18 protein-coding genes and 2 pseudogenes are annotated in these 24,954 nt (G+C 65.4%); 8 read left to right on the plus strand and 12 right to left on the minus strand.

Annotated features, from left to right (window positions below):
* The 8 genes and pseudogenes from H5399_RS17205 to H5399_RS17235 all read right to left on the minus strand — a co-directional run.
* Positions 1-707: pseudogene (locus H5399_RS17205) on the minus strand (DEAD/DEAH box helicase); the annotation flags it as partial.
* A gap of 208 nt (positions 708-915) precedes the next feature.
* Positions 916-2,439 (minus strand): UvrD-helicase domain-containing protein, encoded by a 1,524-nt coding sequence (locus H5399_RS17210; protein ID WP_182784905.1) that lies wholly within the window; start codon positions 2,437-2,439, stop codon positions 916-918.
* 8 nt (positions 2,440-2,447) lie between these two features.
* Positions 2,448-4,301, minus strand: a complete 1,854-nt coding sequence (locus H5399_RS17215) for an ATP-dependent endonuclease (RefSeq protein WP_182784907.1) — start codon at positions 4,299-4,301, stop codon at positions 2,448-2,450.
* A 10-nt stretch (positions 4,302-4,311) separates the two neighbouring features.
* Entirely contained in the window at positions 4,312-7,713 is a 3,402-nt protein-coding gene (locus H5399_RS17220; protein WP_182784909.1) for a DUF499 domain-containing protein, read from the minus strand.
* 2 nt (positions 7,714-7,715) lie between these two features.
* Entirely contained in the window at positions 7,716-9,572 is a 1,857-nt protein-coding gene (locus tag H5399_RS18315; protein ID WP_255422433.1) for a DUF1156 domain-containing protein, read from the minus strand.
* 717 nt (positions 9,573-10,289) lie between these two features.
* Positions 10,290-10,574, minus strand: a pseudogene (locus H5399_RS18320) (DUF1156 domain-containing protein); the annotation flags it as partial.
* The gene (locus H5399_RS17230; protein WP_182784913.1) at positions 10,571-14,140 is read right to left on the minus strand and encodes a helicase-related protein; all 3,570 of its coding nucleotides are present in this window, start codon (positions 14,138-14,140) and stop codon (positions 10,571-10,573) included. The gene H5399_RS17230 and the pseudogene H5399_RS18320, both read right to left, overlap by 4 nt.
* Positions 14,137-15,216 (minus strand): DEAD/DEAH box helicase, encoded by a 1,080-nt coding sequence (locus H5399_RS17235; protein WP_182784915.1) that lies wholly within the window; start codon positions 15,214-15,216, stop codon positions 14,137-14,139. Before H5399_RS17235 ends, H5399_RS17230 begins: the two co-directional genes overlap by 4 nt.
* A 119-nt stretch (positions 15,217-15,335) precedes the next feature.
* Between H5399_RS17235 and H5399_RS17240 the strand changes: the two genes are divergently transcribed.
* On the plus strand, positions 15,336-15,704 hold the full coding sequence (locus H5399_RS17240; RefSeq protein ID WP_182784917.1) for a bleomycin resistance protein: 369 nt from the start codon (positions 15,336-15,338) through the stop codon (positions 15,702-15,704).
* Between the two features lie 166 nt (positions 15,705-15,870).
* A complete protein-coding gene (locus H5399_RS17245) occupies positions 15,871-17,874 on the plus strand; it encodes a VWA domain-containing protein (RefSeq protein ID WP_182784919.1) in 2,004 nt (667 codons plus the stop codon).
* Here H5399_RS17245 and H5399_RS17250 read toward each other — a convergent pair.
* From H5399_RS17250 to H5399_RS17265, 4 genes are all read right to left on the minus strand, one after another.
* On the minus strand, positions 17,871-18,830 hold the full coding sequence (locus H5399_RS17250) for a serine/threonine-protein kinase (RefSeq protein WP_182784921.1): 960 nt from the start codon (positions 18,828-18,830) through the stop codon (positions 17,871-17,873). The genes H5399_RS17245 and H5399_RS17250 overlap by 4 nt on opposite strands.
* On the minus strand, positions 18,823-19,275 hold the full coding sequence (locus H5399_RS17255; protein WP_182784923.1) for a hypothetical protein: 453 nt from the start codon (positions 19,273-19,275) through the stop codon (positions 18,823-18,825). The genes H5399_RS17250 and H5399_RS17255 overlap by 8 nt, the downstream gene beginning before the upstream one ends.
* 161 nt (positions 19,276-19,436) lie before the next feature.
* A complete protein-coding gene (locus tag H5399_RS17260) occupies positions 19,437-19,850 on the minus strand; it encodes a hypothetical protein (protein ID WP_182784925.1) in 414 nt (137 codons plus the stop codon).
* 184 nt (positions 19,851-20,034) lie between these two features.
* The gene (locus H5399_RS17265) at positions 20,035-20,667 is read right to left on the minus strand and encodes a TetR/AcrR family transcriptional regulator (RefSeq protein WP_182784927.1); all 633 of its coding nucleotides are present in this window, start codon (positions 20,665-20,667) and stop codon (positions 20,035-20,037) included.
* Positions 20,668-20,731: 64 nt separating this feature from the next.
* Here H5399_RS17265 and H5399_RS17270 point away from each other — a divergent pair, with 64 nt between their 5' ends.
* The 6 genes from H5399_RS17270 (at position 20,732) to H5399_RS17295 (ending at position 24,831) form a co-directional block, all read left to right on the plus strand.
* Entirely contained in the window at positions 20,732-21,091 is a 360-nt protein-coding gene (locus H5399_RS17270) for a DsrE family protein (protein ID WP_068750378.1), read from the plus strand.
* 213 nt (positions 21,092-21,304) lie between these two features.
* Positions 21,305-22,204: a metallophosphoesterase family protein gene (locus tag H5399_RS17275; protein ID WP_182784929.1), complete on the plus strand. Its 900-nt coding sequence runs from the start codon at positions 21,305-21,307 to the stop codon at positions 22,202-22,204.
* Between the two features lie 60 nt (positions 22,205-22,264).
* Positions 22,265-22,522 carry a type II toxin-antitoxin system Phd/YefM family antitoxin gene (locus tag H5399_RS17280; RefSeq protein WP_182784931.1) on the plus strand — a complete coding sequence of 86 codons (258 nt, stop codon included), beginning with the start codon at positions 22,265-22,267 and terminating at the stop codon, positions 22,520-22,522.
* A 1-nt stretch (position 22,523) separates the two neighbouring features.
* Positions 22,524-22,781 (plus strand): Txe/YoeB family addiction module toxin, encoded by a 258-nt coding sequence (locus H5399_RS17285; RefSeq protein WP_182784933.1) that lies wholly within the window; start codon positions 22,524-22,526, stop codon positions 22,779-22,781.
* 234 nt (positions 22,782-23,015) lie between these two features.
* Entirely contained in the window at positions 23,016-24,083 is a 1,068-nt protein-coding gene (locus H5399_RS17290; RefSeq protein WP_182784935.1) for a Fic family protein, read from the plus strand.
* Positions 24,084-24,108: 25 nt separating this feature from the next.
* On the plus strand, positions 24,109-24,831 hold the full coding sequence (locus H5399_RS17295) for an SDR family NAD(P)-dependent oxidoreductase (protein WP_182784937.1): 723 nt from the start codon (positions 24,109-24,111) through the stop codon (positions 24,829-24,831).
* The last annotated feature ends 123 nt before the right edge of the window (positions 24,832-24,954 follow it).

Raw genomic sequence — 24,954 nt, forward strand, 5'->3', positions numbered from 1 at the left:
CCGGTGCGGTCTAGGTGGCCGCAGGCCTCGCAGATCCGGAACCGGGGACCGGCGAACCTGTTGCCCGCGATGGTGATCTCGCCGGCGGTGTGGCGGCGGGGGCCGAGGTTGTACCAGCGCACCTCCATGCCCTTGAGGTACGCCACCCCCAGCCCGCCGGTGGTGTACCAGCGATCCTGCACGGTCTCCGGGTCGACGTCGGCGGCGGTGACAATGGAGAACCCGGCGCGGACGCGCTCGTCGTTGGAGTCGTCGATGCGGGACTCGTCGCGGCGCACGAACGCGGAGACGCGGGTGAGCTCGATGGTCTCGAATCGCTGCCCGACGTCGTTGATGCCGGACTTCCCGCAGCGCGGGCAGGTGGTGGGGGTGTCGTCGCCCTCGTGGCTGTAGCCGCAGTGCGGGCAGAGCCGGACGGTGCGGATGGCGGAACCGTCGTGGCCCACCTCGACGGCGTCGATGTCGATCTGGTGTCCGCCGACGTAGAACGACGCGCCGGGTGCGAAGTCGCGCAGGGCGTTGGCGCTGGCGCGGGAGTAGTCGGCGGCCTCGGAGTGGTACTCGCCGGTGTCGGAGTCGATCCAGCTCATGGTGACGTCGAGCTGGACGGAGTCATCGACCAGCGAGTAGTTGGGCAGCAGCCCGATCCGCTCCAGCGCGGAGATCCAGAAGTCGCCGTATGCGGCGCCGACCTGGGCCTCCAGCATGCGCTGCTCGGCGCGGGCCTCCTTGAGCGCGCGGGCGTCGTCGTCGCTGTCCTGCTCGCGGGCCTCAAGTGTTCCGCTTGGCGACGTCTTCAGCGGAACAGTCTTGGTCCTCCGGTGGAAGAACTCTCACCGCTCGCTTGGAACCTCCGAACCCGCCATGTGGCACACTCGCAAGAGAAGCGCGCAAGTGGGTGCTGCGAGCGCACTGCTACGTGAACGGTAGATTGTCCGCCTCAGACTCCGAGGGACCTGAGATTCGCCCGCAGTAACGCGATGCTCGGGTGATCGCTACATAGATGATGCAATGCTCTTCATCAAGTGCGTGCAGCCCTGACGCAAGCGTGGCTGCTTGGGCGTTAGAAAGCACGACTCCGACTCGTTCCCACTCCCGTCCCTTGGCTTGAAAGACCGTGAGGCCCGGAATCACCGTCGGCTGCTTGAGCCTCGTCGCCAGTCGAGAGAGTTGCAGCCGAACGTTGGCTTCATTCTCGTCGGAGAGTCGGCTTGGCTTACGAACTCCGAGGCTCTTAACGGCCTCGCGCAAGTCTTCAAGGACTTGAGCCTCGTCCTTGCCAGCAAGCAGACTCGCAACGAGCGGCGCGAATACCTCATCTCGCTTCGCGTGGAAGTACTCACGATCAAGCCCGAGCTTCGCGATCGCTCCTTCACGTCCGTACGATGCCGTGCCGAGACGGGCACGCGTGACAACGTCGAGGAGGAGGTTCATGGCCGCATCCGTTGCGTTGTTCACCGTTCGGAAGGCAAGCGGAAGAACGTTGTCGCCGACAGACCACAGCTGGGTCCAGTTCCGGGCGAGTGCGACGTCAACTTCACTGCTCGTGGTGCGAGGCAGTGTTGCGCCTGCGCCGGCACGTAGGTTCGCCGCCAACTGGGGCATCTGCTCACCGAGGAATCTGAATGACTCCGGTTGCTCGTACGCGATGAACTGATCGGAGGTGCCACCCAGCAGCCTTTCCACGATTTCCGGTTTCGCACCTCGCCACTTGTAGAGCGCTTGCCAAGGATCGCCAATGAGAGTGACCGACAGGCCCGCCTCGGCAGCCACATAGGCAACGTATAGGTCGAGGTCGTCTGCGTCGTACACCTCGTCGATGATCGTTGCGCGGTAGTTCTCGGAAAGCCAGTCGGCCGCGGCCTCCTGTAGTTCGTCCACCTGCATCGCTGCTCGAAGAATCCAGCGAACATCGTCATGGCTGACCGTTCCCGCGCGGAGCACGGCTCGATGGTCGGCGGCGCCACCGATGCCCGCTTCCGGCTTCGCTACCTTGCGACTCTCCGAGACAACGGCGCGGTTGGCGTCGAGGCTCGCGTAACGGACGTAGCTCCCCGCTGGTAGAAATCGGAAACCCTTGACGCCGCGGTAGTCGTCGCGGACGTCAAGAGTTGTGGCGCCGTTCGGCCACATGACCTTGCCCTCGCTGAGGAGATGGGTGAGGAGATCGACGTGGAGGTGATCGAAAGTAACAACGCGATGAGCTGGCCTGATGCAGTTCGCGCCCCAGCGGACGTCGATGCGGCGGCGCAGCTCGGCCGCCGCAGCCCGGTTGAAGGTAAGGCCGAGCACACCGCGAAGGTCTCCCCCTTGGTATCGCTGGTAGCCGTATCGCTCCGCCGCGATCGTCGTCTTGCCGCTGCCGGGTGCCGAGATGACGTTGACGAGTCGGTCAGGCGCGGCCGCGGCAAGTACCTGGGCATTGGTTAGCTTGACCATCGATGGGCTCAGATGAGGTCGTCCACGGGAGTCGAGTTCGGCTCCCTGCCGTCGTAGAGCCAGGTGAACATCTCACTGAGGTGGCTCGGCACCATGACGGAGTTGAGGTTCTTGTCGATCACCAGCGCCAGCGCCAGGGCGAAGTTGCCCTTGTGCTTCGGGTGCTTCACAAAGAACTGGTCGATGGTCTCGGCCGTAACCGAGTCCGGCTCATCGAGTTTGCATGCCTTGAACGCACGCTTGATGAGGTTCTCGTTCCCATCGACAAGCGAGGGCTCCAGCGTCGGTCGAGACCAAAAGAAGCGTGCCGACTCCTGGTCGAGTTCGGATTGCCAAGCAGGCGGCTGCGCCTCGGGCAGCGGCGTACCGCGCCGGTCAGTGTCGGCCACGGCGGCGATGCGGGTGACGAGTTCGTGGCCAGGTGTCGCGAGCAGGCGGATCGGCCACTGCCCGACTCTGTGGCCGACAGGAAGGACCGCGAGAGAGTCGATGAAGCCAATTCGTCGGGCGTCGCCACCCGCCCACGCCCGCCCGAGCAGCCTGAGGATGCTGGCCTCTGTGACGCCCTCAACGACAAGGACGCGGTCGGCAAACAAGGCCGCCGATCGGGTCGCGTCGAGGTGCAGTCGAGTCTGCTGGAACAGTTGCGTCTTCTTGCTCTCGCTCAACGGGAGGTCCGCGAGACGACGTGAGAGTGTGCGGTTCTCGGCATCCTTTCGCACGACGACTAGCTCGTCGGGATCACAGGCGGCGGCGAGGTCCGCAGAGTGCGTCGTCACGATGATCTGGATGTCTGGGCGATCTTCGACCAGACTGCGCAGGTAGCGGATGAGGCCGTACTGAAGCTGCGGATGAAGGTGCGCTTCTGGCTCTTCTATCAAGACCGTTGCGTGGAAGAGTTCGGGGTAGAACGAGTCTGCATCAGCATCCGCGGCCTCTGCTGTCTGGGCGAGCCTCTCCCGCGCAGCCTCGGCAAGATCGTCTTCACCCGCGGCGGGTTTGGGTATCATGACCTCGTCTGTGTCCCCACCGCCGCTCGGCGGATCATCAGGAGGTGGCGCACTTCCCGCGTCAGGAATGCCAGCCAGAGTAACTGCGATGTGAAGCAGGTTCACGTAGCCCAGACTCGACACCTGCAACCGCCGGGCGGTGGCGCGGTCTGGGACTAGCGCAACGAGCATCTCGAATATCCGGGCGAGGTAGGTATCATCGACGGTTTGCGTCCCGACGAACGCGTGATGCTCCTCGACTCCACCGCTGATGATCCTGAGGTTCTCGGCTATGCGGTCTTCGACGTTCCCCACGAGTGGGTGGCTGGTGAGTGAGCTGAGCATCCCTTCGGCTTGGGCTCGCAGGGATCGAAGACCGCCGGTTTCTGGGTGTCTCCGTTCGTCGGCGCGGAGCAATTCGAGCAGGATACGAGCGTCACGCCGTGAGAGATCATCGACCGGATTCCGCAGCGCCGGCAGGTGTACGAGCCGAATACTGTCGTACTCTGTGGCCGGTTCAACTGGCCGCCCAGCACGTACCTGACCGAGCGAGCGCTCCAGGGGACGGCCCCACTTCGGAGCGCTAAGTCCCCGCCGCTTTCGATAGTCGCCCAGCGCACCTTCACGAGCCGCATCGGCCTCGAACTCATACTCGACACGGACCGCGCGTGGTGTGGTACCTAACGCGGTTGCATCAATCGGCGCGAGCCGGGGGAAGCTGCGCGGATGCGCCAACGCGATCGCCTCGTTGATTGTTGTCTTCCCTGAGCCATTGGCACCGAGGATCAGAGAGAAGCGTCCGCTCAACTCACAGATGATCGGCGCGCTGGCGGAAGCGCGGTATCCCTCGACTTCGATGCGTTTCAGATACATGGTTGCTGACTCAGCTCTTCTCGAAACCGGAGCTGGGGTGGAACTTGAGGACGCGAGCGTTCTCGCCGATGGTGCGGACCTCGGACTCGTCGAAGCCCTCCGGCTTACTGGCTTGGATGTCAATGGTGATGTCGAGCTTCGCGCCCGCTCCCGCGAGGCGGTCAATGACCTCGCGGGTGACGTGGCCGATGTCGCGGGCGTAGCGGGCGGAGTCGATCTTCACCGATCCGAAGAACCGAGCCAGCACCACTTCCAGCGCCGACTCGACCTCTGACTGCTCACCCTCATCGGCGCGCGAACTGCCCGTCCACACGAAGTCGACCGGCCCGACGCCGGTTGAGTCGTCATCCACCGTAGCAGCATCGGCGGCGGCCCCCCGTGCAGCGGCGATCCGGTCGGCCTCGGCCTGCTTCTGGGCGTGCCTAATCTCGATGAGCAGTGTGCTGTCGGTCACCTGAACTCTGCTGCTGGAACTCGGTGAGACGAGCAGGCTGCGGTACCGGCCAGTCTCGGCGTCTTTCCCTGCGGCGATCGCGAACCGTTCGTTCTCGACCAGCACTGCGGAGAGCGACTGCTCGATGGCGCTGTCGAGCACATCGCGGCGCACGAGGCGGGGTAGGTAGGTGTAGCGGGTGAAGTAGCCCCACAGCTCACCGACGGTGATCTCGCCCGCGTCACGCCAGAGCGCGCCGAGTTCCTGGTGCAGGGTGGCACCGAGAATCGGCGCGCCGAAGTCGGTGACCAGCTGGTCTTCTCGTCCGAGCTTGGAACTGACGCGCTCCGCGAGAGAACGCCCACCGGAGTCGGGTACCTTGTCGGCTACCAACTCGAACGGCTTGGTCGGGTCGAACTGCTCCGGGTACAGCGCCCACACGAACGTGTCGCGGATGCGGTCGGTGACGGTCTGGTCGAGCCGGGAGACCCAGTCGTCGGTCTGCTTGCGCTGCTGAGCCGACAAGTTGAGGCTGTCGCTGGTGGCCTGGACCCGCTTCCAGCCGAGGTAGCTGCGGGTCGCGGCTTCGAGACTCTCCAACTCGCTCTTGTCAGCCATCAGGAAGATCAGCGTGTTGCGGTGGATGCGCTGGCTCGCACCTTTGCTCTCGATCGCCTCACGCACCCACTGGTGCGGAACCGAGTCAGGACCGTCCTGCTTGCGGCGGGCATAACGGGGGTGGGCGATCACCAGGCGCGCGTCTTCAAGGTCAGGAATGTCGGCGGAGGATGCCGGAGCGACATGAACTCGGTCGAAGACGCCACGCACCCGCTCTTCGCCTTGGAGGCGGCGGGTGATCTCGTTCCATACCGTTTCCACGTCTTCGCGGAGTCGCTCGGCGTAGTCGTTTGCGGTCTTGGTGACCGATGGCTGGGTGTCGAACCAGTAGTGGCCCTGCTCCTCGTAGAAGTATGTGGAGCGTTGCGCGAGCAGCTCGACAGCGCTGCCGAAGTTCCCGAGCGTGTCACCGGGGACGGCGGTGCCGAGCCAGAGGTACTGCTTGTCGAGCCCCTTGCGGGTGCTCTTGATCCTGGGGGCTGCGCCCATGAAGATCGTGCGTGCGATGCGCTGGGTGACGAACCGCTGGCCGAGGTTGGGGCGGTCGAGGTCGATCTGCTGTGCGGTCGATCCGGTGCCGTCGATGTCGGAGTCAATGATCGGCTTCCACTGGTCTTCGAGGTACTGCGTGAGGTCTGTGTTCACCGTCGTCGCATCCAGCGGCACGTTGCCCGGCAGGATCAGCGGCGACGTGTCGTTGGATGCCCACAGCTCATGCACGATCGACGAGACAAGCTTCAGCACGCCACGGGTGCGCTGGAACCGCTCCAGCGTTGACCAGTCCTCATATAGCCGATCGAGCAGCTCGGGGTGCAGCGGGTAGGAGGCGCGGATGCGCTTCTCATAGTCATCGTTCGGGTTGGCCGCATCGCGCGGGAACAGCGCGGTGTTGTTCCGGTACAGGTTGGTGAAGCTGCGCGCCACGGCGGAGATGGTCGTGAGCCCCTCGGCGTTCGGAGCCTGGAACAGCCGGCGCCGCACGATCTCGAACGACTCGTCCTTGCTCGATGGCCGCCACTGGTCTGCAACGCGGCGGATTACGTTCTGGAGGCGTTCGAGCGCTAGCTGGCCGTTCGCGCCACCGATCTCGATGTCGCTGCCGCGTCCTTCGGTGCCGGTGTCGGACGCCGGGATCGATACCACGAGCATCACGCCCGGCGCGGAACGCACGATCTCGGTCAGGGACTGGGCAAAGGTGAACTGGGTCTCGAACGAGCCGGCGGGAAGTTCCTTGTCGGTGACCAGCTGGCGCGCGTAGGCGACCCATTCGTCGATCAGGATCAGCGAGGGTGAGTAGCGCACGATCAGGGTGCGCAGCGCCTCACCGGGGTTTGTGCCGGCGCGGTCGTCCTCGGCGATCAGATCGTAGGCTTCGCGTCCGCCCAGCTGCCAGGCCAGTTCGCCCCACAAAGTGCGGACCTCGGTGCCGTCATCCTTGATGATCGGCGAGCCCGCCTTCAGGTAGGTGCCGACGAGGGCGACCCTCCGGACATCGAGTGCCCCGAGGCCGGGGTTGCCGTTCGCGGCGATGAGTTCCTGGAGTTCCTGCGGAAAGTCCTTGACCGGAGTGCCGCTGAACAGGTGATACAGCGCCAGCATCGAGTGGGTCTTGCCACCACCGAAGTTGGTCTGAAGGTTCACCACCGGGCTTGCCCCAGCTTCACCGTTCAAGCGTCGCAGCGCACGCGAAAGCAGATCACGCAAACCCTCGGTGAGATAGGTGCGGGTGAAGAACTCCACCGGATCGCCGTACTCGGGGCTCGTGGCCTGCCCAGTGCGGACCAGATGCAGGTCGGCCGCAAACTCCGACGCGGTGAACGCGCCGCGGGCCACGTCATCGTGGGGACGGATCACCTCACGCCACGGACGCAGACCGGAGCCGGGTTCGAGCGACACCTTCGTACGCTTGACCTGCTTGCGGGTCTGGTCCTCGAACACTGTGCGCTGGAGGTCAACGCGCAGCTTCCGTACGTCCTCAGCGGAATCGGACGCACCGACCGCGTGGAGTAGACGCTCGATCGTGTCCAGCGCTCGCGACGCGTCGTCAGAGCTGAAGGGCTCGTTGTGTGCCCACAGGTTCCGGGTCTCGCGCAGCTCGGACGCGAAGCCCTGCTGGGCACGGGAGAGCACGTCCTTGAAGTGATAGCCCTGCTCGGTGATCGCACGAAGCTGCACCTGCACGTCGTACTTGGTCAGCGTGCGCAGCGGCCCACCGCGGCGCTGGGCGTCCTCCTTCGCCCACTGAGACGGCCAGTCAGCGGTCTTGTAGGCCTGCGTCATAACCCCATCGACTTCATCCAGGAGCCCCTCGGAGAGCAGGTCGAACGCCTTGCCCACTCGATCTCGGTTGTTCATCGCCATGGTCAGTCCTCGTCGTCCTCGTCGAAGTGGAACGCCTGCTGTGATAGGCGCGGCGTTGAGGCGTACTTGCGTGCTTGCTCGTTCACGTCTCCCCAGGCGCTCACCAGGCTATTGAAGAAGATGGCGTCCTTTGTGTCCTTCCTCTTCTCCGCCTCGTGGAACAGCAGGAAGCCCAGCTCCTTCACCGCATCCAGGTTCACGCGCGTCTGCGCTGACGGCAGCAACTCGGCCACCTTGTCGGCCCCCTCCTTGGCCATCACCGCAGCGAAACGAACCGTCGCCTCCCACACGCTGACATGCTCGTCCGCCGCTGCATCCCACTCGCCCTCCAGCTGGGACGGCGACAGTAGACGCGCCTTCCCGCCCTTCGCCTCGAAAATTCCTCCGCGTTCCAGAGCGCCGATCGAGGTATCAGAGGAACGAGCCAGTTGATCTGCGATACCTGCGTTCTCCTGCGCCCAGCCATACTGTCGGTACCACTTCACCGCGAACCGCGTATGCGGGTCGAAGTCGGATTCCTGCTCCCCGATAACCTCGTCGAGCGTGGAGTTGATGAGCAAAAGAGCATCTTTCACGCTCATGTCTGAGCCGTCCGCTTCACGCACTCGGGTGTAGCGGGAGAAGACCGCAATGCCAGGACCGATCGCAGCCTGCGCCAGGTCCACAGGCGCGATCGTGCCTTGCATAAGAGTGCGTAGTGCGACCGGAAGTTCTTGCTTGACGGCCGCCAAGAATGCCCTCCGGTTCGTCGAGCCCGCCGCCGAGGGACGGGGACGGCACGCCAGCACGATCGACGATGCGAGGGAATTCGCCGCTAGAGCGCCAGCTCGCGCTGTGCGTTCTGTGCGTATCGGCCACGTTGCAGTGATTGTCCATCCGGCAGAAATCAGGCCTTGCAGCAGGGCCTGCCAGCCCGATGGGGCGCTATCATTCGGCCCAGCATCCTTCTGCTTGTACGCATAGTAGATCGTCATCGGTGCATCCACAGAGTACTGTTCACGGATTCGGGAAAATACCGAATTCAGTCCGTCAACAAAGAACTGATCGGCCTCTTCGCGACCTCGGTGACGCCCGGGAACGACCACCAGTTCATCGGCTTTCGGGGTCAGCAATGTAGAAAAAAGGTCAGGATGCACCTGATGGAGGGTGCGCCTCAGCCAAACATAGAAGTAGTCGGAGAGGTCCGAGTAGTCCACCATGTCGTAGTACGGAGGGTCGGTTGAGATAACAGCATCGGCGTAGGAAGCCTCTGCGGCGCTGCCAATCTCCACCCTTGCGCTAGCCCTACCGGAGGCACGCTCGATGACTCGTGCAATCCATTCGATCTGACCAATAAAGTTGCCTGACGATTGCGAAAAGGGATTTGCTTCTGCGTAGTCCCAGCTCTGAGCCAGCCCTTGTTGCGCAAACGTGTTCCGTAGACCATCCCGCCCGGCGTTCCAGGTGGCCAGCGAAGAGTTGTAGTCGGTCAGTCGACTCAGCCCAAGAGCCAGGTAAGTGACGATAGAATCGGCATATGCCTCAGCCGATTTTCGGTTCGACACTGCTGAGCAACTCTCGTCATCGCGCTTGCCTTGAATGTCACTCATTACGTCGGGTTTCATTGATGAAATAACATCGGAGAACGCGGCTAGCGTCACAAGTTGTCGATCTGTGAAGTAGTCGGCGAAGGTGAAGTATCCGTACCGACGGCCCTGCGCATTGCTAGCAAAGGTGCCGCGCGCCTCTGCATTCAGGTAGGGATCGGTTGCTCGGATGGATTCCGCAAGCTCGGCAGCCTTGTCCGCAAGAAGAGCCTCCCCAGTTTCAGGCGCGGAGTAGACCTTTCCTCCCTTTGCCTGTCGGATTACAGCGATCATGCGGTGAGGAGGTGGGCTCTGCGAGTCCAGCTGCCTCTGAATCTCGTTCGGCTCCAGCGGGTCACCGCAAACCCAACACTTGAACTTCGCTCCTTTGCCCTGTTTATTTGACTGCTCAACACGACCAGTGCCGTTCAACAGGAAATCGACACGCCTACTGGTGGTGGTAGCGACTAGCGAAGCTTCCTTCCCTTTCCGTGTGGACAGTTGCATGCCTGAGATCAAGGGAACATCTGATCCACAAGCAGGGTTGCGACATACTGCGACGCGAGCCCACTTCCATGCGACTACGTCTGATGACTCCGCGGAGGATTCCAATGGGTCAGCCACGTAGAGCGATTTGACTCGCTCCCATGTGCGCTTCCTTGCATCCTCAGCGTACGCACGCACATCCGCCGCCAGAGCCTGCTGGGCGCTCCACTGGGTTATAGCGGGTTCGACTCGTGGATGAACGGGTCCATGGTCGAGGAACTGGGTTGGCATTTGTACGAGTGCCCGTGAGATCAGCACGGCGACGGGATTGAGGTCTCCAGCTCGTGAAGGAAGACCAAGGCTGTGCGCTTCACGGGGAATCGATCCGCCCCCAGCAAATGGGTCGAAGACTACTGGAAGTTGGCCACCGTTGGATCGCCTCAACTCACGGTCTGCTTCTTCTAGTGTGTGCGGATCATCGCCGTCGTCCCACCGGATCAGTCTCTCAATGAGCCGATGAAGACGCGCCCGCTCCGCGTCCTGCGCGTCGACCGTTGGAAACTCCACGGGGTTGGATGATGGGTCATCAACCAGCTGGGCGAAAAGCACCGCTCTCGCAGCAGCCAGAGGCTTCCTCGACCACCAAAGATGCAAGGTGGACGGATGACCTTGTCGACGATTCTTGTCCATTGAGGATTCGACGCTGATGGACTCCAGCGGAAGCCCTACTTCGATGAGCTTCTTCTTGGGCGGGTTGCTCACGGTGCTTCTCTCGCTGGCTTCGGGCTGATGATAGGTTGTCGGGCTCATCGCGGTGGTCCTCCGCGGTCCCAATAGTCGCGCCAGACCTCGTTGTAAGAACGGGTGGTTGCAGATGGTTCGAGGTGGTTGAAGGCGTCGCTCACGTAGCGCAACTGATCGTGCGCAGCTCCGCTGGTCGACACCTCGACTAATGCGAGTCGGTGGCGTTCGCCTTGGGTCTGGGCAAAGGTGATCTCGTTAGTCGTGATGGTGAAGGTGTCGGAGCCTTCGATTCGGCCCTTGACCTCGATGTAGTGGATGAAGCCGTACTGATCGGTGGACTGGATGTCGCAGCCGGGGTTGTTGAGCGGCATCTCGACTGGCATGCGCCTGAGCGCTCGCTCAGCGGCGAGCACGGCCTCAACGGCTCGGCGCTCGACTTCCTCAGTCTGGCGGGCAAAGGTCTGAGCCGCCGGCTCGTCGTCGGTCACGAGGAGGTCGCTGGGGATGACGAGTGCTGCGCCGCGGATGACAGCGGGTACTGCGACAAGATTGGCGGCCTCGTTGAGCTGTTCGAGCCGGTGGTTCAGCCGGTCGTCGAGTTGGCGGGCACGGATGAGTGCCGTCTCGGCGCGGAGCCTGCCGACGGTGCCTGCGCGCTCGAGTGCTTCGAGGCGGTTGTGCTCGCGGTCCCAGTGGTTGATCTCGGCCAGCAGCCGATCCTTGACCTGCGCCCGGGTTCGCGCGGTCTCGATGTCGAGGCGTGTTTTGATCTCGTCCATGCGGGGTTGGAGGCCTTCGCGGTAGGCCCAGGCGCGCACGAGCTTCTCGTGGTTCTGCCGCGCCCAGTCACTACCGGTGATCTCGGTGATCGCTTCAGCCTCGTCTGGCTCGGGTCGGTCGAAATTAAGGTACGGCGGAGCTGCGGAGACCGTAACGGTGCCGTCGTGTTCGAGGAGTGGGTAGTCGAAATGGTGGGAGACGGTATCGGCGTCTGTGGCGGTGTTCTCGATGCGCTGTTCGACGCTGAACATCAGCATTGGAGCTTCCGCCTGCTTGGTGCGGCGGTCGACGAGCACGGTGCCACGTTTCAGCGTCGGTCCGAGATCGTCGACCGTGGCTTCGATCACGGCATGGAGGAGTGGATGCCCAGGTGCGATGAGCGAGGCGTCGGCGAGCCCGTCGGGGTGCATGTTCGCGAGTTCGAAGGTGATGCGTTCGTACTGCTGGGCGACGGGTGCCCACCGGTTGAGTCGCCGCGCGGCGTCGATCACGCGGGCAGGGACACGGGTGATCTCGTAGCGTCTACTTTCACGCTTGCGGATGCGTCCGCCGAGCCTCTCGAACGCGGGGATGAAGAACGCCGCGATGTAGCCGGGCTGGAGGCGGCGTTCGCGGGCCTTCTCCATCCTTGCGCGGACCTCGTCGAGGTTGAGTGCGCTGAACATCTCGGGGTGGAGCGCACGTTCGGCGAGCATCTCGTCGAGCCCGTGGGAGACGCCGGCGTCGATGATGCGGTCGAGCTTGGCCTTAACCTGGGGTTGGTCGCCGTAGCGGATGGCCTCGATCAGCAGGTCACGTAGGGAGCGCTCGTGGAAGGCGTCGGCGTCGCCGAGCACGTTGAAGAGGTTGCCGTTGTAGGCGATCGACATCTGGTCGATCTTCGCCAGCAGCCGGGTGAACACGTCGCCTTCGCGGGTGTCGCTGGCGACCATGTTCCACAGGTGGCAGACCTCGCGCTGGCCGATGCGATGAATGCGGCCGAAGCGCTGCTCGATCCGGTTCGGGTTCCACGGGAGGTCGTAGTTCACCATCAGGTGCGCCCGCTGCAGGTTCAGGCCCTCACCGGCCGCGTCCGTCGCCAAGAGAACCACAGTGTCGTGGTTGTGGGTGAAGCGCTCTCGGGCGGTCTTACGGTCCTCGCGGCGGGTTCCGCCGTGGATCGTGATGACCGAGTCCGCGCGGCCGAACTGGGCGGTGATCTTGGCTTGCAGGTAGTCGAGGGTGTCGCGGTGCTCGGTGAAGATGATGATCTTGCGGCCCTCGCCCGAGCCATCGTGCGTGAGGAGTTGCTCGTCGAGGATGGTGCGCAGTTGCACCCACTTCTTGTCGTCATCGGTGAGCCGGACCCGCCGAGCTACCTTGATGAGGTCTTCGAGGATCGCGATCTCGGCCCGCAGCTCGGGGATGGTCTGCGCCGCGGTGGCGAGATCGACCACCTGGTCGGCCTGCGCTTCGAACTGCGCGCGCTCGTCGTCGGTCGTCTCCTCGTCGAAGTCCTCGAAGTCTTCGACCGAGAACGCTGGAAGCTCGGTGTCGTTCACCGGCAGGGCGATGCTTGCCCCGGTGAGGCGTGCGGTTTCGGTGGCGCGTTGCATGTCGCGCAGCCGCGAGGCGAGGCGCTGCTGGCGTCGGTCCAGGGACCGCAGGATCGCTTCGGGGCTGGAGGCAAGGCGGCGTTGCAGCACGGTGAGCGCGAAGCCGACGTTGTTGCCGCGCTTCTTGTCGCCGGCCTGGGCGATTCGCTCGGCCCTGCCCATCTCGGTGCGGACGTAGTCGGTGACCAGTTCGTAGAGGTCGCGCTCGGCGGGGCTCAACTCGTACTCGACGGTGTACGCCTTACGCTCCGGGAACAGCGGCTTGCCCTCGAAGGTCAGCAGGTCTTCCTTGACCATGCGGCGCATCAGGCCGTGGGTGTTGGTGCGGTGCACTCCTTGGCGGTACTGGCCCTCGAAGCGGTCTTGATCCAGTAGGGACATGAACAGCTGGAAGTCCTCTTCCTTGCCCGCGTGCGGGGTCGCGGTCATCAGCAGGAAGTTGTGCGCGGTCTCAGCCAGCAGGCGTCCGAGCTTGAAGCGCTTCGTCTCGTCGACCTCACCGGCCCAGGACGAGTAGTGGGCAGACATGCGATGCGCTTCGTCGACGACCACGACATCCCAGGCGACCTCACCGAGCTGCTCGATCAGGTCTTCGCTGCGGGAGAGCTGGTCCATGCGCGCGATCAGGAACGGATGTTCCATGAAGACGTTGTGGCCCTGAGCATCGTCGACCATCTGGCGACTGAAGACCTCAAAGCGCAGGTCGAACTTCTGGCTGAGTTCCTCGCGCCACTGCTCAACCAGCCCGCCGGGTGCGACAATGATCGCCCGCTCGCAGTCCGAGCGCAGGATCAGTTCCTTGAGGTACAGCCCGGCCATGATCGTCTTGCCCGCTCCGGGATCATCGGCCAGCAGGAAGCGCAGCGGGATACGCGGCAGTAGTTCTTCGTAGACGGCGCGAATCTGGTGCGGGAGTGGGTCGACATCGGAGCTGTTGACCGCGACCATCGGATCGTACAGCGCCGCGTACTTGATCCGCAGTGCCTCGGCCGCGAGGCGGAACTCGTCAGGGTCGGCGTCATAGGCGGGAGCTGAGTCGAAGTCGCCGGCGACCTCGAACCGCGCGGCGTCGCTGTCGGTGATCGCGCGGGCGCCGCTGCGGCCGGTGTCGTCGCGGTAGAAGACCTCGAACAAGCCAGCGTCGATCGGGTCGATGGCAATCAAGGTGATGGTCTGCCCCGGCACCAGGCCACGGAGGCGCTGTCCCGCACGGAGCGTCGCGAGGGTCAACTCTGCTTTGGTTGTCCCTTCTGTCACGGCTTTCCTCCCTCCAGTCTGCGCAGTGGATCAGGATAGGTTTTGCCACCGACGAAAGCCGCTCGTCTGCGCGGAGATGCACTCGCAAGGGTCCCCGCGCCTGATGGGCCGCATGGAGTGCTCACACATACGCCGGGGCTGTGGCGGTGCCGTCGGATGGTGAGCTGCTCGACGCGCTTGGCGTCGAGGTCGCCGTCGGCCTTGACGGCGGTGGGGTCGAGGAGTCGGACCAGCTCGGCGAAGGACTCGCGCGACCCGTTGTGCGGGGTGGCGGAGGCGAGGATGAGGGCGTCGGCCTGCGGCGCGAGGATACTGGCCAGGCGGTTGTTGAGGGTGGCGGTGTTGGTGACGTTGTGCGACTCGTCGATGACGACGGCGTCCCAGTGGTGGCGGCGCAGGTCGTGGACGAAGCGCTCCTGCTTCAGCGTGTCGATGGAGATGATGACGCGGCGGAAGTAGGAGAACGGGTTGCGGTTGGCGGGCAGCTTCTGCTTGACGCGGGCCACGCCCTGGGAGTCGAGGCGCACGAACGGGATGGCGAAGCGGCTCCACATCTCGTGCTGCATCTGCTCCAGCACGTGTCGCGGGGTGACGACCAGGATTCGCTCCCCGCGGCCGCGGCGGATGAGCTCGGAGAGGATCATGCCGATCTCGAGCGTCTTGCCGAGGCCGACGGCGTCGGCGAGCAGGATGCGGGGCCGCAGTGTCGCGGGGTCGAGGGCCTTGGCGACGGCCTTGTGCTGGTAGCCGAGCTGGCGGGCGAGCATGCGGGGCGAGACGGTGAGCGAGTCGTCGCTGAGGGGGACGGCGGTCTTGCGGAGGGTCGACTCCACCCAGAGGCGGGAGCGGCGGTACTTGGGTGAGTCGTCGGCGCGGACTTGAGTGTCGCGGGGGTCGTTGAGCTTGATCCGGTCCAGCGAGGGGTAGAAGACAGCATCCTGGCCGCGCACCAGATCGGACAGGCCCTGGGCGTTGAGGACGGGTCCATCCGAGGACTCGTCCACGGACGTCACCAGCCAGTCCTCGTCGCGCACCACGACGACGTTGCCGGGAGCGAAGGTATCAGTCCAACTCATCGTGTGGCGCAGCCTATCGGGCGGGCTGGTGACGGTGGGTGCGGGAGTCCACGAGGGCCGCGGCAATCTGAAGGCTCCCGGCTCAGCATGCTTGCACGGGCTCAGTGTTAGGGTCGCGCATGGCCGACCACGCTACGCCGAACCTCCCGTCGCGCGACCTGGAAGCGACGGTCGACTTCTATGGACGGCTCGGGTTCACGGTCCTATTCCAAGATTCAGGATGGCTGATCCTCGAGCGTCGCGGCCTCGTTCTGGAGTTCTTCCCCGACGGGGAACTCGACCCGGCGGCCTCGTCCTTCGGCGCCTGCCTGCGACTCGACGACGTGGATGCCTTCTACACCGCGTGCCTGGGCGCCGGCATTCCCGAAACGACGATCGGCTGGCCCCGCCTCCATCGGCCGCGGCTCGAGGCCTCCGGACTGCGGATCGGCGCTCTCATCGATCCCGATGGATCGCTGCTCCGGCTGGTTCAAAACACAAAGCCGTAGACCCCGATGCGCGCTGGATGGGGCCCGCCCTGCGCGGGTGGAGATGGAGGCACACGGCGGCTAGGGTGTGCGGGGTTCGCGCGGCTGCACCCCAGCCTTGACCTTTACTAAAGCAAACACCTATATTTGCATTTGCAAACATTGTCGATCAGGAAGGGACGAGACGATGCCTCGCCTCCGACACCTCACCGCCGCCACCGCCGCGCTCGCTATCGCAGCCGCGGGTGCCCTCCCCAGTGTGGCCGACGAAACCGCGTTACCCGAGCAGACCAAGGTCGTCCTGGTGCTCGACGCTTCCGCGTCGATGAACGAGCCCGACCCTTCCGGAGTGACAAAGCTGGAGGCGGCCAAGACCGCCCTCATCGGGGCCCTAGGATCGCTGCCGGAGGGCGCCGACGTGGGCCTGCGCGTCTACGGGGCCACCGTCGACGGCCCCGGCCGGACCCCGGCGGAGTGCGCCGACTCCCAGCTCGTCCACCCGATCGAGCCCCTCGACGAGCAGGGCCTCACTACGGCCATCCGGTCCTTCAACGCTGTCGGCGAGACCCCCATCGCCTTCGCGCTGCAGGAGGCCGCCACGGACCTCGGAACTGAGGGGAAGCGGCACATCATCCTCGTCTCCGACGGCGAGGAGCGCTGCGTGCCCGACCCGTGCGTCGCTGTGCAGGACATCAGAGACGCCGGGATCGGGCTGCAGATCGACACCGTCGGCTTCGGCGTAGGCGGCGTGGCCCGCGAGCAGTTGACGTGCATCGCTGAGGCGGGCGGAGGAACGTACTACGACGCCGCGGACGCAGGGACGTTGACCACCACCTTGAGCACGCTTTCGACGCGCACGGCCCGCCCTTTCACCATCCAGGGAACCCCCGTTAAGGGCAGCCCCACCCCAGAGGGTGCGCCGCTCCTCGAGGTGGGGCAGTACGTCGACGTCGCCGCCTCCTCCACTCAGGGCACGGTGACCAAGTACTACCGGGTTCCGCGCACGCAGCCCGGCTCCACCGTACGAGTGAGCATGATCGGCCGCATGCCAGCCGCAACTGACGGGATGAACCGAGGCAGGTGGGACTGGCGCCTCTCGACACCCGACGGGGTCGAGTGCTCGAGCCGGTGGGCCCTCGCCGACGACACGCAGCGGCAAGGCGTGATCGCCGCCGGGACCGTCGTCGCCGTCCAGCTTGATCCCCGCGCCCAGGAGCCCGACGCCAGGGCGAAGGCCTGCGCCGAGGCGGACGAACTGGTCTACGAGATGACGCGCAGCAGCGCGAAGACCGCGGTGAGCACCGACGTCGAGATCCGGGTCATGGAGGAGCCCCCCGCGGTCAACGTCGAGTCCCTCCCGGACGGCGTCCCGTCGGTGCCGAAGGACAACTCCGACGAGTTGCCCTCCCCCGCCTCGGGCACGCCCGTGAAGGTCGTCGGCGGGACAAGCTTCAACGACGCCCTGGCCGTCGAACCGGGCACGTACGTCACCGAGTTGGTGCCCGGAGAGGTGGTGCTGTTCAAGACAGGGATCGGCTGGGGGCAGGAGGCCATTTTCGCGATCGACGGACCGGACCCGTCATTCCCACCGCTGCAGGGCCTGCACACCCTCGACTGGCTGCACGTTCCCGGCAACGTCTACGCCCCCGATTTCAGCCAGATGGACTCCCAGGAGTTCATCCGCGCCGCTTCGTACCAAATCATCAGCGGCGAGTTGGAGCTCCAAGGTGTGCCCGACATCAACGAGGTCCCCCAGGTGAACTTCCGCAACCGGTGGGATTCGCCGCGGATGTACTTCCGGAACAGCAATGGCTTCTCGATGGCCGGTGACTACTACTTCGCCGTCGGCCTTGGCGAGCTCCGCGATGGAGAGCTCCGAGGCGTTCCGGTGCCGATCAGGTTCTCGATCGCGGTCACGGGGGACGTGCAAGGGGTCCCGGAGTACGCGGAGGCCGACGTCGAGCCGAGTCCCTCCCCTGCCGCGGAGCCGACGCCCAACCCCGAGCCGACACAAGAAACGACGGAGTCAGCCACGGCGACGGAAACCCCGTCCGAGGCGGGCGACGATGCCACCGAGGGGTCCACCACTGACGCAGAGCCCTCCGGTTCCGCGCTGCCGCTCGTGGGAGGAGCGCTGCTCGCCGTCGGCGCCGTGGGTGCCGGTGTCTACGCCATCCTGCGTCGACGCTAGAGAAGCAGCAGGACGATTCCGAGGATCATCAGCAGCCCGAAGAAGCCGAAGACGAGGAGGTCGCGGGTGCTCAGGCGGCGGCCCGCCGCCTCCCCTGGTTCCGGCGCGAGCTGAGCACCCGCCCCCGGCTCGGCCGAAGGCTCGGGCGCGAAGTGGTCGAACACCTCCACCTCCCCGGCGGCACCGTCGTGCCAGGCGAGCTCGGGCGCCTCAAGCTGGGCGAGGGCGTCGGGCAACGACATCCTCAGTTGGGGGTCCGGCCCGGTCAGCGCCACGAGCGTCTCCCACAGCGCGCCCGGGACACCGGCGGGTGCGGCCCCTCCACGCGGCACGTCCTGGGGCCGCACGCCGGTCAGCATGTGGAGGCCGACGCTGCCCAGCGAGTACGCGTCTGAGGCCGGGGCGGGGTCGCCGAGAGCGGCCAACTCAGGCGCGAGATAGCCGGGGGTGCCCGTCACCAGGCCGGTCTCGGTGAAGCGGGGGCCGTCGAGCTCGACGGCGATCCCGAAGTCGGTGAGGTAGGCGTGAGGCCGGCCAGCACCGGTGGCGTCGAGGAGGATGTTGGCCGGCTTGACGTCGCGGTGGATTAGGCGACCCTCGTGGACGGCGATCAGCGCGGAGGCGATCTGACGCAGGACCTCGGCCACGAACAGGGGCGGGAGGGGGCCGTAGTCTCCTACCAGGGTGGCAAGCGAGCCGCCGGCCACGATCGGCATCGTGAAGAGCACCCGATCGTCCTCGCCCGCCCAGCCCAGCGGCATGAGGACGTGCGGGTGGTGGATTCGCAGGCTCTGCTCGCGCACGAACCGCAACAGCGACGTGCTGTGCGACTGGCGCAGGATCTTGGCGGCGACCTCGCGGTTCTGCTTGAGGTCTTCAACCCGCCACACGGTGCCCATGCCGCCCTCACCGATGGGTTCGAGGAGCAGGTAGCGCCCGGCGAACGTCTCAGCCATGGCTGGAGGGGCCGGCCGCGAGCCGCAACAGGGCCGCAAGGTGCGGGGCCGTCGTCGAATCGGCCAGCCGGTTCAGTTCCTCTGGCGTCGCGGAGGCGCGCAGCGCGTCGACGGCGCCGGCGGCGCGCATCGTCGACATGGTCGGCTGGGCATCGTGGATCGCGGCGAGGCGTCGTTCCTTGTCGTCGGCCGACAGGGAGGGCCCGACGACAGCCAGGTCGGCCAGCGACTGGAGGCGTCCGAGCACCGCGGGATTGCCGATCTTCACGCGTCGCGCGCTGATCAGTTGCGACAGCATCGGCGCGGAAAGCCCGAGCACCTCGGCGAGGCGCCCCTGGGTGAGGCCCAGGGCTGAGGTGATGCGCCCGACGATGTCGGCGATCGGCTCGCCGTAGAGCTCACGCTGCGTCTGGCGGTTGACGGCCTCGGCCTCGGGGGTGCTCATCGAGCCTCCTCTATGTATGGGGCACTGCCCGGTAACCTCCACCAGGCCGTGCGCGACCCCAGTATCTATGCGATCCTGCCATGCACTCAGGCCTGGGGCGAGACGGTCCCGACGGCACCCGCGCACTCGGGCTGGCGTCGAGACTGACCGCGCTCTTCAGACTAGCCAAGCCACGGGTCCGGGCGATGGACCGGGCGGCCGTCTGGGCGCAGCGGGCCGAAGAGCCGCTCGCGCTCGCTCAGCAGCCACCGCGGGGTGAACAGCCGGGTCAGGGACGCCGGACGGTTGAGGGCCAGGGCCATCATCGGCACCATCAGCAACGCCATCGTCCCGAGCGCCACCCAGAACACCACGGACAGGACGGCATCGGGGCCGTCAACCAGGATCAGCACCGCGATCGGGACCGCGAGGAGGGAAAGCCAGAGCGCTCCGGCCAAGCGGTGCCCTTCCGGGTCCCAGATCATCCTGCGCCTGAGGCGCGCCCATCGCCCCGCATACGCCAGGGCGCCGACCACGAGGAAGCCGAACATCCCGAAGGAGACCAGTGCGGTCGCGGCCGTCACTCCCCAGCCCATGGCATCGCCTTGCACGCATATTCCCCTTCGGTCGTCGTGCCCTCGTTAGAAAGCACACCACGGTACCCGCTCTGGGCTGTCGCCTGCGCGGCGACGAGGGGCCGACACCTTCAGTCGACGGGTCTGCGTGGCGCAAACTCATCCACGGCTTCTGGATGACGCCGACGGCCGCGGCCGGAAGAGATCAGGAGTATCGGGTGGCGCCGTCCAACCGTCGACGCAGCACCTGCTCGGCCAGGTCGAGCACTCTGGCGTCCCCGGTCAGCACGAAGCCCGCGCTGGCGGCGAGAAACTGTCCGTTGATCTCGAACGCCAGCGCCCGAGGATCCTCACCCAGGAGCCGGCCCTCGCCCTGGGCGGCAACCACGAGTCCGGCGAAGAGCCCGGTGAGGCGCCGCTGGAAGTCGGCGATCGCCTCCCGAACGGGTCCGGGCCGGCTGCCCATCTCGAGCGCCGCGCTGGCGAAGAAGCAGCCGCCGGGGAAGACCCGGTCGCGGAGGTGCTGCACATAGTGATCGCAGAGCGCGAGCAGCTGCGCATGCGCCGATTTCTCCGCCATCGACGGGGTCACCACGACCTCGTCGAAGATCGTCGCGGCCTCCGCCACCGTCGCCAATTGAAGCTCCACCTTGGAGCCGAAATGCGCATACAGACCGCTCTTGCTCATCTTCAGTTCAGCGGCCAGGCCACCGATAGTGAGGCCGTCGATCCCCTCGACTGACGCCAGCCGCGCGGCGGTCTGCAGGATCGCGGCCCGGGTTCGGCGTCCGTCGGAACGCTGGGCTCGGATGGGAGGCGGCGACGAATCTGGTTTCACCCTTGACAAGTTAGCACGAACGGTCGTACTTTTATTGCAGGACGCGACGCCTGAGGAGGCGCTCATGAACAAGGCAGCCATTTCCCTGACAACCGGGCTGGAGGACGCGGAGAAAGTCACGGTGGCGTTCCTCGTCGCCGTCGGAGCCGCCGAGGCCGGCCGAGAGACCTTGATGTTCCTCACCAAGGAAGCCGTCCGGCTGGCGGTGTCAGGGTTCGCCCGAGCCACCGCCTGCGACGGCTGCCCTCCGCTGACCGATCTCATGGACCGCTACGCCGCAGCTGGCGGTCGCTACATCGCGTGCGGTGTGTGCGTAAAGGCCAAGGCCATCGACGCCGGCACGCTGCTGCCCAACGCAGAAGTGGCAGGGACGGTGCAGCTGTGGGAATGGATCGGCGAGGGCGCCACCACCTTCAGCTTCTGAGTGGGCGGATGAACGAAACCATCCCTTGTCCCTAGACCAGGCGGGCGTCACCGGTCAGACCGCGTGGGTCAGCGCTCTGCCGTTCGGGCCGAGCGGGTCCGAGCAGCCGCCCCGCGAGATCCCGTCGTGTCAGGCGATTGGCGGACGCCCCCGGCGTCACCGACCTATGATCGAGAGAAACGACAGTGTCTGGCGGTGATTGCTGTGAAGACGATGACTCGTCTGACCGAGGCCTACAGGGACGCCCGCGTCGAGCTCATCGACGACACCTCCCGCTACGTCATCATGAGCGACTGCCATCGCGGGGACGGCTCCAAGTCCGACGAGTTCCTCAAGAACAAGAACTCGTTCACTGCCGCCATGGACTACTACTGGAAGAACGGCTTCACCTACGTGGAGGCCGGCGATGGCGACGAGCTCTGGGAGCACGACTTCAAGCACATCATCAGGGCCAACCGCGCCGTGTGGGAGCAGCTGCTCCAGTTCCACCAGGCTGGCAGGCTCATCCGGATGTGGGGCAACCATGACCTCGACCTGAGAGACCCCAGGTTCGTACGACAACACCTGTGGACCGCAAAGGACGCGGTGACCGGCGAGATCGGGCCGTTCTTCCACGAACTGGAGGCGGTGGAGGCGGTCGTGTTCCGGCACCGGGAGACCGGGCAGGATGTTCTGCTGGTCCATGGGCACCAGGGCGACTTCCCCAACGATCAGGCCTGGAGGTTCAGCCGGTTCATGATGCGGGCGTTCTGGAGGTATGCGCATGCGTTCGGGTTCCACAGCCCCACCAGCCCCGTTGCCAACTCCTACAAGCGGCACAAGGTGGAGCGCAACTACGTGAAGTGGATCCGCCAGAACCGGATGGCACTCATCTGCGGCCACACCCACCGCGAGAAGTTCCCGCGGGGCAACCAGATGCCCTACTTCAACTCCGGCAGCTGCATCTATCCGTCGCACATCACCGCCCTGGAGATCGAGAACAGCGCCATCTCTCTGGTCAGGTGGCGTGTAGACCCCAACGAGGACGCGATCCTGCAGGTCACCCGCCGGGTGGTGGCGGGACCCGAGCCGCTGTCCACGTACGACCTTCGCCGCTCGTCGACGAGCCACTGACCTGGCACTGGTTGCCTGACCTCTGGGAGCGACGTACACTTTTCTGTACAGGAGGCTGCCATGAAGACAATGAGCTACACGGAATCCCGAGCACGATACGCAGAGGTACTCGACTCGGTCGTCAACGACCGCGAAGAGGTGGTCATCACCCGCGCCGGGCACGACCCCGTGGTGATCGTGTCGCTCGATGACTACGAGTCGTTGCGCGAGACCGCCTACCTCATGCGTTCCCCCGCGAACGCCCGCCGGCTGCTGGACGCCATGGAGCGCCTTGAGGCTGGGCGCGGTGAGGCCCACGATCTGATCGAGACCGACTGACGTGCTGCTCGTCTGGGATGAGAACGCCTGGGACGACTACCTCTGGTGGCAGGCGCAGGACCGGAAGGTCCTCAAGCGGATCAATGCGCTCCTTGCTGACATCCAACGCAACGGCAACGAGGGCATCGGTAAACCGGAGGCGCTCAAGCACGACTTCGCCGGCTACTGGTCCAGACGAATCACCGACGAGCACCGCCTCGTCTACAAGATCGCCGGCGACGAGGTGCGGATCGCCACCTGCCGCTACCACTACGGGTAGCGCAGCACGCCACGGACTCTCTCGGACGACCGGTGTCATGCGACGACAGAATGCGCCTGCAGAGACGCGTTGAACCCGTCCATGACCCCCAGACAGGCACGTGGATCGCCTCGTCTCACTCGAAGTTTGTTCAGTTCTATTCGGGGCGCCAACCGATGAACAAGGTGACTGGAGGGCTAGACTTTGTTTAGTTCATTTTCCTGTTCGTCTGAGTGAACAAAGTCAGGAGAGACAATGGCCCGAGGTCGCCCGTCGCGGGCCACTGTCTATGCCCGGCTCGACAGCCAACTTGCCGAACTACGCACCAGACTCGGAGGGCTCCCCTCTCCCGAGGAGTCTGCGTACGTGTGGACCGACATCTGGCACTTGGAAGCCCACCACTCCACAGCCTTGGAGGGCAACACCCTGGTCCTGCGCGAGGTGGAGACACTCCTCGACCAAGGTCGAGCCGTCGGCGCAAAGCCGCTCAAGGAGTACATGGAGGTCAAGGGCTACGGCGACGCGGCCTCCTGGGTCTACCGCGAAGCGATGGGCGCAGGCGACCGCACCACCGACACACTGATCACCGTCCAGGAAGTTCGCCACATCCACCACCTGGCCATGTCACCGGTGTGGCAGGTCTCCCCCCATCCGGACGCCACCGAGGCCGAATCACCCGGCAACTTCCGGCGCCACGACATCCATCCCTTCACCGCAGGAATGACCCCGCCGTCGTGGCCGCTGGTACCCGCGGGCCTAGACGAATGGGTCGCCACCACCAACACGATCCCGGCCCGGCTGCACGGCGGCGGCAACCTGCCCGAACTGCTAGCCGAGGCACATAACCACTTCGAACGCGTCCACCCGTTCATCGACGGCAACGGCCGCACCGGCCGGCTCGCGCTGAACCTCGTGCTCGTCAGACTCGGGCACCCGCCGGTGGTGATCCTCAAGGAACAGCGAGCCGCCTACCTGCGGGCCATGCAAGAAGCAGACAAGGGCGACGTCGGACCCCTCGGCGAAATCCTCGCCCGCGGAATGATAGACAACCTGAACCGCTTCATCATCCCCAGCGTGGCCGGGCCCGCGAAACTCGTCCCCATCGCGGCCCTCGTCGACGCCGACCTCAGCCTCGTCGCCATTCGCGCCGCCGCCCAACGCGGACGCCTCGAAGCCCACCAACGCAGCGACGGGCAGTGGCTCAGCTCCCGACGAGCCGTCGACACCTACAAAGAGTCACGCCGCCAGGGAGCCCGTCTCACCACAAGCAGGCCAGCCCGTCAGCCCCGGAGTACCCAGGCCAGGCCCAGCGGAAACGATTGAACAAGATGCGGGTAGGTTGATTGACGTGCGGATCTTGGTCACCGGATCGGCCGACGGCCTCGGCAAGGCGGCGGCACAGGAGCTCCTCCGGGCCGGACACGATGTCGTCGTCCACGTGCGCCAGCCCGATCGTCGCGACGCGGTCCGCGACCTCCTCGACCGGGGGGCCGAGCTGGTGATCGGGGACCTCGCCGACATGGCGCAGACCCGCCAGGTCGCCGACCAGGTGAACGCGCTGGGCCGGATGGATGCTGTCATCCACAACGCGGGCGTGGGCTCGGGACCAGCGGTGATCCCGGTCAACGTCGTGGCCCCCTACCTCCTCACCGCCTGCATGCTGCGCCCGGAACGGCTCGTCTACCTCAGCAGCGGCATGCACCGCGGCGGCCGGCCGAACCTCACGCACATCGACTGGGCGGGCACCCGGGCCGGGAACTACTCCGACAGCAAACTGTTCGTGACCACCCTCGCGATGGCGGTGGCCCGGCTGTGGCCCGACACAGCCAGCAACGCCGTCGACCCAGGCTGGGTGCCCACCAGGATGGGAGGACCTTCAGCGCCGGACGACCTGCGCCTCGGACACCTCACCCAGGAATGGCTCGCCACCAGCGATGACCCCCGAGCCCGGAGCACCGGCGGCTACTGGCACCACCAACGCCTTGCCACGGCGCACCCCGCGGTCCACGACGAAGACTTCCAACGCCGGCTCCTCGACGAACTCGCCCGCTTCACCGGCATCACCCTCTAAGGAACCGCTGATGAATGGCGCTACTGGGCTGGAGATCGGCTGAGTCTGGTCTGTGAGGCTTCGGTCGGGCCCGGGAGTGGTTCCTTCTGGCCTTCGGCCCCTCGTGTATGGGGGCTTCGGGCC

This window comes from Tessaracoccus sp. MC1627, assembly GCF_014164725.1.
Lineage (GTDB): Bacteria > Actinomycetota > Actinomycetes > Propionibacteriales > Propionibacteriaceae > Arachnia.